General features: G+C 45.5%; 12 protein-coding genes. 3 read left to right on the forward strand and 9 right to left on the reverse strand.

All coding sequences use genetic code 11. From position 1 onward, the window contains the following. Positions 1–136: 136 nt before the first annotated feature. From AC6H04_RS03860 to AC6H04_RS03890, 7 genes are all read right to left on the reverse strand, one after another. Positions 137–1555, reverse strand: a complete 1419-nt coding sequence (locus AC6H04_RS03860) for an NAD(P)(+) transhydrogenase (Re/Si-specific) subunit beta (protein WP_497570440.1) — start codon at positions 1553–1555, stop codon at positions 137–139. Then, a complete protein-coding gene (locus tag AC6H04_RS03865) occupies positions 1555–1866 on the reverse strand; it encodes an NAD(P) transhydrogenase subunit alpha part 2 (RefSeq protein WP_497570441.1) in 312 nt (103 codons plus the stop codon). The genes AC6H04_RS03860 and AC6H04_RS03865 overlap by 1 nt, the downstream gene beginning before the upstream one ends. A gap of 1 nt (position 1867) precedes the next feature. Beyond that, entirely contained in the window at positions 1868–3082 is a 1215-nt protein-coding gene (locus AC6H04_RS03870) for an NAD(P) transhydrogenase subunit alpha (protein ID WP_497570442.1), read from the reverse strand. A gap of 183 nt (positions 3083–3265) precedes the next feature. Beyond that, on the reverse strand, positions 3266–4387 hold the full coding sequence (locus AC6H04_RS03875) for an NAD(P)-dependent alcohol dehydrogenase (RefSeq protein ID WP_497570443.1): 1122 nt from the start codon (positions 4385–4387) through the stop codon (positions 3266–3268). Between the two features lie 420 nt (positions 4388–4807). Further along, on the reverse strand, positions 4808–6094 hold the full coding sequence (locus AC6H04_RS03880) for an MATE family efflux transporter (protein WP_497570444.1): 1287 nt from the start codon (positions 6092–6094) through the stop codon (positions 4808–4810). 163 nt (positions 6095–6257) lie between these two features. After that, positions 6258–6938 carry a type 1 glutamine amidotransferase gene (locus AC6H04_RS03885; RefSeq protein WP_497570445.1) on the reverse strand — a complete coding sequence of 227 codons (681 nt, stop codon included), beginning with the start codon at positions 6936–6938 and terminating at the stop codon, positions 6258–6260. 40 nt (positions 6939–6978) lie between these two features. Continuing rightward, complete coding sequence (locus tag AC6H04_RS03890) at positions 6979–7905, reverse strand: LysR family transcriptional regulator (RefSeq protein WP_497570446.1); 927 nt, start codon at positions 7903–7905, stop codon at positions 6979–6981. Positions 7906–8145: 240 nt separating this feature from the next. On the opposite strand from AC6H04_RS03890, the gene AC6H04_RS03895 reads away from it, so the two are divergent. Next, positions 8146–9009, forward strand: a complete 864-nt coding sequence (locus tag AC6H04_RS03895; RefSeq protein WP_497570447.1) for an NAD(P)H-dependent flavin oxidoreductase — start codon at positions 8146–8148, stop codon at positions 9007–9009. A gap of 71 nt (positions 9010–9080) precedes the next feature. On the opposite strand, the gene AC6H04_RS03900 is transcribed toward AC6H04_RS03895, so the two are convergent. Together AC6H04_RS03900 and AC6H04_RS03905 are read right to left on the reverse strand one after the other, a co-directional pair. Beyond that, complete coding sequence (locus AC6H04_RS03900; protein WP_497570448.1) at positions 9081–9863, reverse strand: ABC transporter permease; 783 nt, start codon at positions 9861–9863, stop codon at positions 9081–9083. Continuing rightward, positions 9856–10512 (reverse strand): ABC transporter ATP-binding protein, encoded by a 657-nt coding sequence (locus tag AC6H04_RS03905; RefSeq protein WP_497570449.1) that lies wholly within the window; start codon positions 10510–10512, stop codon positions 9856–9858. The genes AC6H04_RS03900 and AC6H04_RS03905 overlap by 8 nt, the downstream gene beginning before the upstream one ends. 293 nt (positions 10513–10805) lie before the next feature. Between AC6H04_RS03905 and AC6H04_RS03910 the strand changes: the two genes are divergently transcribed. Further along, positions 10806–11852 carry an ornithine cyclodeaminase family protein gene (locus tag AC6H04_RS03910; RefSeq protein ID WP_497570450.1) on the forward strand — a complete coding sequence of 349 codons (1047 nt, stop codon included), beginning with the start codon at positions 10806–10808 and terminating at the stop codon, positions 11850–11852. A 12-nt stretch (positions 11853–11864) separates the two neighbouring features. Next, positions 11865–12989 (forward strand): aminotransferase, encoded by a 1125-nt coding sequence (locus tag AC6H04_RS03915; protein WP_497570451.1) that lies wholly within the window; start codon positions 11865–11867, stop codon positions 12987–12989. Positions 12990–13111: the final 122 nt, after the last annotated feature.

Raw genomic sequence — 13111 nt, forward strand, 5'->3', positions numbered from 1 at the left:
CGTTTGAGCGTGCCAAAATTTTTAAATAAGATCAAATAAAAGCAGCCTGCCCGCAATCAATAAATGACAACGGTCAGGCTGCTTTCAATCAAACCTTGAAACATATCAGTAAACCTATTTTCAACCCAAATTAAACTTATTGATCCAGATACTCTTTAGTAGAAGCCACAATTTCTTGCAACCCCTTCTTCGCATCCGAGAAGAACATACTAGTCTTATCATCAGAGAACAGCGCGTTTTGAATACCCGCATAACCGGTACTCATCGAACGCTTGATGACGACCACCGACTTCGATTTATCAACGTCCAAAATAGGCATCCCAGAAATGGCCGTATTTGGTTCACGAGCAGCCGGATTGGTCACATCGTTGGCACCAATAACCAGCGAAACATCCGTGTTTTCAAACATGGCGTTCGCTTCTTCAAGCTGCTTCATTTGCTCGTACGGCACGTTAACTTCGGCCAGCAGCACGTTCATATGACCCGGCATCCGTCCAGCAACTGGGTGAATGGCGTAGTTAACATTGATGCCATTATCGGTTAATAATTTCGCCAATTCTGCCACTTCATGCTGTGCTTGGGCAGCGGCAAGCCCATATCCGGGAACGATCATAACGTTCTTGGCATAGGCCAGCTGAACGCCAATATCATCAGCTGAGGTTTCCTTAACGTTAACGGGAACATCATCAGCTGCACTAGCGCCGCCACTATCACCCGTACCGAAACCACCGGCAATGATGTTCGCCACTGAACGGTTCATGGCAGCGGCCATCTGCAAGGTCAAAATAGTCCCTGCAGCACCAACTAAGGCACCGGCAATGATCAAGACTTGGTTATCGATAACGAAACCAGCCATAGCAACCGCCAGGCCAGTAAAGGCGTTTAACAGCGAAACAACAACTGGCATATCGGCACCGCCAATTGGAATAGTCATTAAAATACCAAAGACCAGACTGGCAACAATGGCGGTGACCAACGTCCAAACATTAGTTGGAAAGCCAACCGTCAAAACAATGGCAGCAACAATAATCAAAACAACGATGCCGTTCAGTAGTTTAGCGCCTGGGAAAGTAATTGGCTTACCGGAAACCTTCCCGGCTAATTTTCCCGTGGCAATCAGTGAACCTGAGAAGGTAATGCTACCAATAATCAAATCCAAAATAACGGGCAGTGAGAAGGCAACGGACAGCGAACTGCCATTTGCCTTACTCAGATAATCAAAAGTCCCGATTGCGGCGGCAGCACCACCACCAACAGCGTTGAACAGACTAACTAGTTGCGGCATATCCGTCATTTTAACGGTTCGAGCTCGGTAAACACCATAGCCAACACCCAGAACCAGGGCAACCAGCAAGACCAGCCATGCGGTTATCGTGGTATCGTTCTTTTCCAAAACGATTAAGAAAGTCATCAAAACGGCAATCATCATGCCGACAAATGATAACCGGTTACCATTACGGGCCGACTTGGGTGTCCGCATCATGTGCAGCCCCATGACATAGCAAACCGCACTGATCAAGTAAGCTAAGGAAACAAGTGTCATTAATCCAGACATCACTTCTCGCCTCCTTTGTTGTCCTTGTCCTTAGGTTTCGAGAACATTTCAAGCATCCGGTCAGTCACAACATAACCACCGGAAACGTTAATTGCACCCAAGAAAGCGGCAATAAAAGCAATCACATACGAGGTAGTACTATTAGCTTCCAACGCAACTAAAATGGCACCCACAACAACCACCCCATGAATGGCGTTAGCACCAGACATCATTGGCGTATGCAATGTTGCAGGGATTTTACTGATCACTTCAAACCCAACTAATAAACTTAAAACAAAAATGGCAAGATTCGTATATAGTTCCTGACTCATTCTACTCAGCTCCCTTCGACTCAGCTGATTGATCAGTCTTTTCGTCCTTTACCGGCTCATCCGTTGGTAGCGGATCCAGCTTGAGGGCTTCACGTAGCCGCGGATTAATAATTTCACCGTCCGTTGTTGCAGTGAGACCACTAAAGACATCATCTTTAGGATCGATGGCCAAATTACCCTCTTTATCAACCATGGCATTGATCACCGACTGCACGTTCTTGGCGTAAAGTTGCGACGCTGAGTTGGAAAGCTCACTGGCGAGGTTATTACCACCAATGATCGTCACTTGATTCTCAGTCGTCACCGTTTCGTCAGGTTTGCTACCGGCAACGTTGCCGCCTAAGTCACTAGCAGCCAAGTCAACGAAGACGGTGCCTGGCTTAGCGTTATCGACACTTGTTTGAGTGACCATCAATGGTGGCTTGTGACCTGGCACCTGCGCCGTAGTGATGACGATATCATTACTAGCGATGAAATCTGCTAATTCTTTTTGCTGTGCGGCCGTTTCTTCTGGGGTCAATGCACGGGCATACCCGCCGGAACCAGCACCATTGGAAACCGAGCTGGTTAAGAAGGTGGCACCTAAGGATTCCACTTCACCCTTCGAGGCCGGCCGAACATCGTAACCGGAAACAATTGCACCAAGACGCTTAGCGGTCCCAATAGCTTGCAACCCAGCAACACCGGTACCCAGTACGAGCACTTTTGCCGGCTTAACGGTCCCAGCAGCGGTGATCATCATTGGGAAATACTTCGAATAGGCATCACTGGCAACTAAGGCAGCCTTGTAGCCCGCAACACTGGATTGCGAGCTCAAAACATCCATGGTCTGCGCACGACTGATGGTCCGCGGCAATAGTTCAAACGATAGTGCCGACACTTTTTTATCAGCCAACTGCTGCATCTTTTCCGGTTTGATCAGTGAACTCAGTAGCCCTATCAGCACTTGTCCAGATTTCAGTGCCGCTAGTGTCTCATCACTAGGTAGATTAATGACCGCAACCACGTCAGCTTGAGATAATGCCGTTTGCCGGTCCACTACTTCTGCACCAGCTGTTTGATAGCTGTCATCGTTGTAGTAAGACGCAACCCCCGCGCCCTTTTCAATCAGAACTTTCATGCCGGCTTTAATTAGCCGCTTGGTAACATCTGGATCGATGGCAACCCGTTTTTCGTGGGGCTGCTCTTCTTTTAAAGCAGAAACCACAATACTCATGAATAACTACCTCCACTTCAATGTTTGGAAACGTCCGTATGACGATTGGTTTTTCACAATCATTTAGGCGATTAAATAGAAACACGCCGTTCATGAAACCGTTTCCATTTTCAGCTTAACAGAAAAGGCACCTAGAGACAATCACCCCTAGATGCCTATTCTGTGTTATTTAACTGAATTCAATTATTTGCCTGGTACGTAGTCTGGATCAATGACCAGGATTGGCTTGATGGTCTTACCACTGCCTGAGTCAGCGTTAGCTTCGTTGATTTGATCGAACTTGTAGAACTTCTCGGTCTTATCGAAGTCGAACATGCCGGCCTGGTAGAACTTGATCAAACGTGGAATATCGATCTGTGGTACAGAATCGCCCATGTTGACACCGATAACTTTACGGTCATCCACACAAAGGTCGTTCCAAGTATCCAAATCGATGTGGTTAGGGGTAACGGCGATGCAAGCTGACGTCCCACCTTGTGCTAAGGCTTGGATAGAATCTTCCATTACGGCCGTAACACCAGTCGTATCAACCGCAAAGTCAACACCGTGGCCGTCCGTTAACGCCTTGATCTTTTCAACAGCATTTTCACTCTTGCTGTTGATCACATCAGTGGCGCCTAATTCCTTGGCAAGTTCTAGCCGTGAGTCAACAACATCGACGGCAATCACAGTGGTACAGCCAGAAATTCTACCTGCCATCATAGCTGCTAAACCAACGGCACCAGTACCGAAGACGGCGATGGTCTGACCTGGACGAGGCTTCAATGTGTTAAGAACGGTACCACTACCAGTCACGTAGCCGCAACCCAGAGGTCCTAATTTACGTAAATCCAAATCCTTAGGCACTTTAACCGCGTTAGATTCACGCACAATGGTCGTTGTGGTAAAGGATGATTGGTCAAACATGTCATCGACTTGCTTACCGTTTTCAGTGAAGTGCGCACTGCCATCTGGACGAACACCTGATAGGTTATTAGCAGCGTAGTTCAAGCACTGTGTCGGAACACCCCTCAAACAGTTGACACAACTTCCGCAACCATAGAAGGAAAGGACAACGTGATCGCCAACTTTGAAGTTTTTAACCTCTGGACCGATCTTTTCAACGATTCCTGAGCCTTCGTGACCGAGAATAATCGGATAACCGATCTCGGCGTCACCTTTACGTAAAGCTTCGTCAGAATGACAAATCCCTGAAGCAACCATGTGAATCTGCAAGTCGTCAGCTTGCATTGGTGCTAATTCAATGTCATCGCGCATTTCAAATGAAGCGCCCTTTTCTTCAACAACTGCTGCTTTAATACGCATAACTCCATCATCTCCAAATGATTTATTTTTTAAAATATGAATTGAAAGCCGAAATGGCAACTAATTTACAAATCATCCTTGAAACATCATACTATAACTCAAATATTATAGTTCTACGTATGTCTAAGGATTGCTTGTGAATTGATTTTCATTCGCTTATATATCTGTTATAACCTATTTTAGCTAAAAATTAAAGCGTTTACATTATTCTTTTCGGTTATACTTCCTATGAAAAGTGTGAGTTTGTTATCTTATCACGTGATAGATTCCAGTGCGTTGCACGTTTATTTTCATCGTTAAACGTGCTCAAACAAGCAAAGAGTTGCAAATAAGGCGTAGGCAACAGAAATCCCAAAACCAAGATTTCCATTGCCTACGCCTTATTCTCCACTCTTTAACCGCTTGTATTCACACTCTATTTTACCAATTTGCAACAACTTTCCCCTTAGGACCGAATTCTCGGTAATAAAGACCCACACCAATAATTGCAGTGATGACATCCGCGATTGGTTGTGAAACGATAACACCCTGATAGCCCATGACTGATGCCATGATGAAAATCACGATGGCAAACACCACACCTTGGCGGGAAACCGACATCAAGAAAGCATCTAGCGGCTGGTTCACAGCTTGGAACATGGTGGTGAACACCATTGACGCCCCAATGAACGGCGTGGTGATCAAGAACCAGCGCAACATGTAACTTGCAGCGTGCACAACGTTTTGGTCCTTCATGAATAATCCACACAGGGCTGGTGAAATCACCATTAATCCCAGCGCAATAATAAACGCGAACACGACGTTAACTAACAGGTCAAACTGAATAATCTTGGTTAACCGTTCTTTATTTCTAGCACCATAGTTGTATCCAATCAGCGCTTGTGAGCCGAAGCAGAAACCAACGAGTACCATGATAACAATGGTTTCAACCTTGATTGCAATCCCGAAGCCAGCAACTTTGGTGGCACCATAGATGATCAAAAAATTATTCATGAGTGCCGTGCCCAGCATGGTCATAAAGTTCGTTACCGAAGCTGGTAGGCCAATCATCAGTACGTCTTTAACCTCACTAAGAGGAATCTTCATTTTGTTAATATGAACATGCAAATAACGCGCGCGTCGCACAGTGTACCCAATCAAGATAGTATCCGTAACTAAGTATCCGAACACGGTTGCCAACGCGGCCCCCGCTGCACCTAAATGAAAGCCAAAGATAAACAGCGGATCCAAGAAAATTTTCAATACGGTACCTGTTGCCGTCCCAATCATCGACTGAGTGGCAAGTCCTTCAGTACGAAGCGTATTAATGGGAACCAAGGAAATAATAATCAGCACACTAGCTGCCGCCATAATTTCATAAAAAATATTGGCATATCGATATGTACTAGGTGTGACCCCCAACAGTGACAAGCCTTCTTTTCGAAACACAAACAGGCCAATCATCACAATGATGCCAAGTGCAAGCGCACCATAGAACGAAAAACTATTGACGCGGCCGGCCAGCTTGTACTTTTTCTGGCCAAGTAACCGCGAAATCGCTGAACTAGCCCCTAGACCAAACATATCCCCCAATGCAATCATCATTGAAAACAACGGGGTACACAGCGTGATCCCGGCAACCAGATTAGCGTTTTGCGTCTGCGCAATAAAAAAGGTATCCGTTAAGTTATAAATCATGGAAATAACGGTCCCAAAAACTACGGGCAAAGCTAAGGTAAAGTAGGCTTTTGGAATCGGTGCTTTTTCGAAAAGCTCAATAATGTTATCATCCCCTGTTTAAATTCATAACAATTATGATATCACAAGATAAGTTTAATTTGGAGTCAATTTCGAACAAAAAACCCGTTTGAATGGGCTTTCAAACGGGTTTTTACTCATCAGTTTTGGTTAAAAAATCAAAAATAGCGGCAATCGCCATTTTGTTTTCTACAGGTACCGGTGCTTGGAGAATTTCCGCAGCAGTCTGGTGCAGATCATTCCCCTCATTGGCATACTGACCATCATTAATCGCCATGGTACGTACGTCGATTGTCTTGGGTTCTAAATGAAACTGTAAGCCAATCACGTTATCGCCCAGTATAAAGCCCTGATTCTGCACTAAATCACTGGTAAATAACAACTGTGCTTCAGTGGGAACTTCAAACATCTCTTCGTGCCAGTGCAACGCAGTCAACTGTTTGGGTAATCCTGGCACACGGTTACTTTGAAGGTATACCGGCGCCCAGCCGACCTCTTTATGCGGTGCTTTTAAAACTTGATACCCCAGCGTTTTGGCAATTTGCTGGGCACCGTAACACGCACCAAAAATCGGTTTATGCTGTGCTAGTAACTGTTTGATCAATTGCCGCTCGTTCTTAACCCATTCCACGTCATCATTGGGACTCATTGGCCCACCTAAAATTACCAACAGGTCCGTGTCATCCGCCGTTGGCAAAACGCCATCGAACTGATACGGGTGGTAAATATAGACTTCATGGCCCCGGTTGGCCGCCCAATCAATAATGCTGCCTGGGCCTTCACTTGGTGTGTGCTGTAAAACGTTTATTCTCATTAATAACGACCTTCATTTCAAATTGGAAGTATTGATATCATCATACCATTAGTGAATGATCGTGGGTTTGCAGTAACTGCTTAATGTATTGGGCAATATTGACAAACGCGTCATCCGCTGTATCGCGATAATTGATGGTTGAGGCGAGACTCAGTATGTTTGCTGGTAGTGGCATTAAATTAAAATTCCGTTCTGGAAAAACCTTTTCGGCAGTATATAACGTGGTTACCGTCGCCGAGTTAGGAATATGATCGACAGCTCTAAGGGCATCCGCTGCCGTTGGCACAGTTAGAGCGGTCGACAACGCCACATCTTCCTTTTTAAAGCTCAGGTTCACGTAACGTTGAAAAGCATCATAACCCGCGAAGCCAATATATGAATGAGTCTTCAACGCCTTAATTGAGTCATACTCAAAGTCTTGATAGAGTCTGTCAGGGTCGTAGTAATTACAATGGCTCGAAATGAAAAAGCACAATTGTCGGTCAGGAACGTGAATTTGTTTAAAATTGGTATCGAGCAGACGCTTACCGACAAAGATATCGATATTTTTAGTATCAATCTGGCTGCTAACTGGTACATCGTTTAACAGCTTAATATTAATCGGCTGGTTAGGATGCGCTGCATAGTACTTGGACAACCCATCCGTTACGATGTCGCTCAAAAACGGATCAGTTACGGCAACTTGAATCGGCTGGTTCTCCTGATTAATATGTGCCAGTAAGCTTTCATTAAGTCGGTTTTCTTCATCTACTACTGCCTGTAAGCCATTAATCATGATAATCCCGGCATCAGTAAGTTCGATGGGCTTGGTACGAGTGACCAAAGTGACGTGATATTCCTGTTCAGATTCTTTAAGTAATTTACTAATATAGGGCTGACTAATAAACAGCCGGTTAGCAACGTCCGACAAAGTTTGTGAGTATTCAACCGTTTTTAAGATGTTCAATAATGTTCGATGGGTGCTCATGACAAACCTCCTTATTTAAAATTATATCTATTTAGTAATAATTTTCATTTTAATAGTTAATGGCAAGTTTCGGTTTCTGCCACTATAATAACATCTGTAAGTGAATTGTATCACAAAAATTATAACTGGAGTGAATAATCATGACGAATCGTGTTGCTCAAATTTTGAAGATTGAAAAGCCAATCATTCAAGGCCCACTACTTTGGCTAACTGACGCTAAATTAGTTGCTGCTGTTAGTAATGGTTATTGGTTTTAACGCTGGCCAAACAACCGTTACCCGTTCACTGGACGAAACCATCGAACGCACCCGTAACGAAATTCGGAAAACCCGTCAATTAACCGACAAACCATTTGGCTTAAATTTGGCAATGTCTAATAACCCAAATGACACCTTCTTCGAACCAACCCTTCAACTCATGATTGATGAGCAGGTTCCCGTTGCCATCTGCGTTGGTGATTTTAATGCTGATCAAGTAACTAAAGTTAAAGCAGCCGGGATTACCGTTGTCTTTCGTCCCATCACACCCACAGTTGAAATTACTAAGCAGGCTGAAGCTGCTGGCGTCGATATCTTCGTTGCCACCGGCTTTGATGAAGGTGGCACTATCCCTACAAAGGTTATCGGTACCCTTTCAGCTGTCCCAATGGTTGTCGATGCTGCTAACGACATGCCCGTGATGGCAGCTGGCGGTATCGTGGATGCACGAACCGCTAAGGCCGTTTTTGCGCTTGGTGCTGAGGGTCTGTATGCTGGTACTGCCTTTATGATGTCTGAAGAAAGCCGTTTGGCTGAAAATATCAAAGCACTAGCACTCAAAGCAGATGCGGATGACCTGGTGATGTACCGAACACTTCCAGCCTATTACCGTTCTTTACCAGGCGAATTACCAGATAAGTTAGTTCAAATGGATAACAAGGGAGCAAGCCGGGAAGAAATTTCCAAAGCCTCATCTGCTGGTGATGGTATGCGGATTGGCATGCTTGAAGGCGACCTCACTAAGGGTTATGCCTCATTTGGATTAGGTATCTCACAAATCAAGAAGATTGAACCCATTTCAGTGATCATGGACCGCCTTAACGCAGGTGTACCAGTGGAAAACTAAGCTTTCAATCATAAAAGCAACTTTACTATCAGCGACTAACTGAATGGTAAAGCTGCTTTTATGTTATCAGCTTATTTAGCCGAATTTGACGATTTGTCTCTCAATTGCATATCACTGTTGTAATACCGCGGATAGGCCAGATAACAGGCAATGACGCTACCAATACTAGTAGCCGCTAACAGCATAAAGGTGACCATGATTTGGTACATGATGGCCTTGGTGGGGTCAACGCCGGCAAAAATCAAACCCGACATCATGCCAGGTAAACTAACGATTCCCACCGTTTTGGCTGAATCAATCGTCGGTGCCATCCCCGTCCGAATCGCCATTTGAACGATGTGCTTGGAAGCCTGCTTCAGATTAGCACCGAGGGCCAGTCGTTCCAGCACGCCCTGCCGCTGATCGTGGAAACTGGTATTCATGCTGCGGTAAGCCAGTCCAATAGCCACCATAGCGTTACTAGCAATCATCCCCGAGATGGGTACGATTTGACTAGGCGTAAACCGCACCGCACCCGCTATAACCAGCAACAGAATCGTAATCAATGTGGCAGTGGCAATCGCTAACAGACTAATGGCAAACGCGTGAGGGATGCCATTAGCTCGCTTATTCGCGTTCAAAGCGGCGTTAAAGATAATAATTGCCACCATTAAGCCTGTCAGCCAAATTCGATTGACCTTAATGATGTAGGTCAATACGTAACCAACCACCGTCAGTTGAATGACCGCCCGAATCACGCCAATGATCATATCGCGTTCCAGGCCAATTTTTTCCTTTAAGTTAATCGCTAAGGCAATCACAACCAGAATAACCGCGAAGGCTAACGCTGTGGGACTGACAATTAAATTATTCATGAGCAGCCACCTCGATCTTTCCGTCACGGATCCTCATCAAATCATCCGCAGCCGCAATTTCCGACTCATCGTGGGTGACAGACAGCACGGTAACCCCACTTTCACGATAGGATTGAATCAAGCGGTGAACCACACCCTTGGTATCGACATCCAGTCCTGCTGATATTTCGTCCAGCAGCAAGACTTGTGGCTTAAACAGCAGGTTTCTCACCAGCGCCACTCGCTGCTTCTCACCACCTGATAACTCGATGATGGGCTGATCCAGCATCTCTGCTTTTAACTCAACCGAATCCAGTGCAGCCAAAGCCTTCGTCTCATCAAAGGTTTGATTGCGAATCTCAAACGGAAACTTTAAGTTGTCCCGCACGGTTTCACCAAACAACGTTGGCTGCTGGAAACAGTAGGAAACTTGCTGCCGGTAGACTGGTTTAGGATACGTGGCCTGTTTTTGACCATTGAACTTCACCACCCCAGCCGTTGGCGTCAGCAGCGTTGCTAAAATACGCAAAAACGTACTTTTCCCCGAACCGGATGGACCCGCAATAGTTAAATTCGCCCCCTGTTCAATTTGGACCGTAATACCTTGCAAGATCTGATTGCTACCATTTCGATACCCTAACCCCTGAACGTCAAAAATTGGTTCTGTCATCATAATCCCCCCAACTATTTCATTGACCCAAGTTTAGCCTAGAAAGCGCTTTTTTTCTAGCAACTTGTCGTGGATAGCTAAGTGGTCGATTAATAATTAAAATTGACATTCAAATTTGCCAATGCTAAACTAACCCCAATTGAACAAACTTGGTCGATATGTCACCGGATATATTAGACTATAAGAGTGATGGTATTCATTATTCTACCCGTAGGTACGGCGCTGTAAAGCGTTACAAGGGTTGAATAGTGGATACCTTTTTTCTTTTAAACAATCCTGAGGAGGTTTTTCTCATGCGTGTATTAACTGCATCCGATTTAGAGCAAGTACTAGATTTTCCGAGTGTCATCACCGTGGTCGAAGATGCTTATCGCGAAAAAGCCACTGGCGACGGCACCATTTGGCCGATGATCTACCATGAATTTATTTCAGATCAGGCCGACATGGATATTCGTTCCGGTTACCTGAAGTCACAGGGCGTCTATGGTATGAAATTACTGTCCTGGTTTGCGGGAAACGATGCCAAACAACTGCCAGAACTCAACGGTACCGTTAATCTGTATGACGACCAAACTGGTTTGCCAAAGGGAATCGTCAACGCGGCCGCCCTCACCGGTTACCGGACTGGCGCTGCTGGTGCAGTGGCTTCCAAAACACTAGCCAATCCAGAGGCTACTAAGCTCCTGCTGGTGGGCTCCGGTTCACAGGCCGCCTTTCAAGTGATGGCTGAACTCACCGTGCTGCCAAAGTTACGTCATATCACCATTGTGAACGTGGTGTCACCGGAGAATGCTGAGGCACTGGCTCAATCATTAGTTAAGACGCTCACCAACCAATTTCTGCCAGCGATTGATAGTAACAGTGAGGAACATCAACGACTTGCCAAGCAATTAGCTGCGCTTAAAGTCAGTGCTAGTGATGATCTTAAAGCAGCAACTCAGCAAGCCGACGTCATCGTTACCGCGACGCCTTCAACCAAACCGATGATCAAAGCTGATTGGGTCAAGCCTGGTACTCACATCAATACCATTGGTGCCGATATGGCCGGCAAACAAGAAGTAGACGAACAGTTATTCAGCTCCGCTAAGTTCTACGTGGATGACCGTACACAATCAGCTAGCGTTGGGGAAGCCCAAACGGCCGTGAAAGCCGGTATCGTCATCGAAGAACAGCTACCAGAAATTGGTGAATTGCTCGCCAAAACGACTGAAAATCAGTGGGACCCACAAGCCGTAACGTTATTTGACAGTACGGGCATTGCGCTGCAAGACATCGCAGCCGCAAATCTCGCATTGACTAATGCCGCTAAATTAAACCTCGGACAAACTATCAATCTTTAGGAGAATACGATTATGAAAATAAAAACCTTTGGCGTCGAACATTGGATGAACGAATACGAAGAAGATGCAACCTATAACTTAGGCGAAACCTGCGTCTCACCACTGTCCTTACACGCGCTACTCAGCTTAACCGATACTGATGAAAAAGCTTTTACTCAGAAAATGTTGACTACCCGACTAACTTACGGCAGCATTGTAGGTGCTCCAAAATTACGTGCGGGCATCACGCAGCTTTACCAAAACTTGAGCCCTGAAAACGTGGTCACTACTCATGGCGCAATCGGTGCTAACAGTCTGGTACTGACAACCTTAGTTGACCCCGACGATGAAGTGGTGGTCGTGACTCCCACGTACCAACAACTCCAATCGATTCCAGAAACCATTGGCGCAACAGTCCGGTTGCTGGCTCTGAAGCCGGAAAATGATTACCTGCCAGACATCGCCCAATTAAAGACCTTGGTCAACGATAAAACGAAGCTGATCGTCCTAAATAATCCGGATAACCCTTCAGGCTCATTAATGCCGCAGGAACATCTGCAACGGATCATTGAGGTTGCTAAATCAGTTGATGCCTACATTTTGTGTGATGAAGTTTACCGTCATTTGACTCAAACTGATACCTACTCCCCTTCAATCATCGACCTATACGACAAGGGAATTTCCACCAGCAGTATGTCAAAGGTCTTCTCACTGGCCGGCTTGCGGTTAGGCTGGGTGGCAACTCATGATGAAGCCTTTATGCAAACCATCCTGTCGCACCGTGATTACAACACTATCAGTTGCGGCGTCCTGGATGAAATGGTGGCGGAAGTTGCCCTGAATCATAAAGATATCTTATTGAAACGAAACCGCGGTATCGTGCGGAAAAATTTAGCTCTCTTAGACGACTGGGTCAATTCTCAGCCGCATATCAGCTGGGTCAAACCCCAAGCTGGGACAACGGCTTTACTGCACTACGACTTCGCTCTGCCAAGTGAGCAGTTCTGTGACCAATTATTTAAACAGACCGGCGTACTGCTAGTCCCTGGCGCTGAATTCGATGAGGAACACGCACTACGGATCGGGTATGCTTTTGAAAGCAAAGAACTGCAAACCGGATTGGATAAACTAAGTGAATTCATGACTGGTTTGAATTAACAAAGCGAGTCTAAAGTTGATCAATACTCAATATTAAATAAATTCAGTTAATCTAACATTTGCTTAACATTGTTCAAATGATTAAGCTGTTTTAGTGTATTGACTAACGTGGCAATGAGTCT

This window comes from Secundilactobacillus sp. MJ173 (genome assembly GCF_059704265.1).

Bases quoted from the DNA above. Each gene is read 5' to 3' on its own strand.
- AC6H04_RS03860 (WP_497570440.1), bottom strand. From the start codon at position 1,555: ATGTCTGGATTAATGACACTTGTTTCCTTAGCTTACTTGATCAGTGCG.
- AC6H04_RS03865 (WP_497570441.1), bottom strand. From the start codon at position 1,866: ATGAGTCAGGAACTATATACGAATCTTGCCATTTTTGTTTTAAGTTTA.
- AC6H04_RS03870 (WP_497570442.1), bottom strand. From the start codon at position 3,082: ATGAGTATTGTGGTTTCTGCTTTAAAAGAAGAGCAGCCCCACGAAAAA.
- AC6H04_RS03875 (WP_497570443.1), bottom strand. From the start codon at position 4,387: ATGCGTATTAAAGCAGCAGTTGTTGAAGAAAAGGGCGCTTCATTTGAA.
- AC6H04_RS03885 (WP_497570445.1), bottom strand. From the start codon at position 6,938: ATGAGAATAAACGTTTTACAGCACACACCAAGTGAAGGCCCAGGCAGC.
- AC6H04_RS03890 (WP_497570446.1), bottom strand. From the start codon at position 7,905: ATGAGCACCCATCGAACATTATTGAACATCTTAAAAACGGTTGAATAC.
- AC6H04_RS03895 (WP_497570447.1), top strand. From the start codon at position 8,146: ATGGTTATTGGTTTTAACGCTGGCCAAACAACCGTTACCCGTTCACTG.
- AC6H04_RS03900 (WP_497570448.1), bottom strand. From the start codon at position 9,863: ATGAATAATTTAATTGTCAGTCCCACAGCGTTAGCCTTCGCGGTTATT.
- AC6H04_RS03905 (WP_497570449.1), bottom strand. From the start codon at position 10,512: ATGACAGAACCAATTTTTGACGTTCAGGGGTTAGGGTATCGAAATGGT.
- AC6H04_RS03910 (WP_497570450.1), top strand. From the start codon at position 10,806: ATGCGTGTATTAACTGCATCCGATTTAGAGCAAGTACTAGATTTTCCG.
- AC6H04_RS03915 (WP_497570451.1), top strand. From the start codon at position 11,865: ATGAAAATAAAAACCTTTGGCGTCGAACATTGGATGAACGAATACGAA.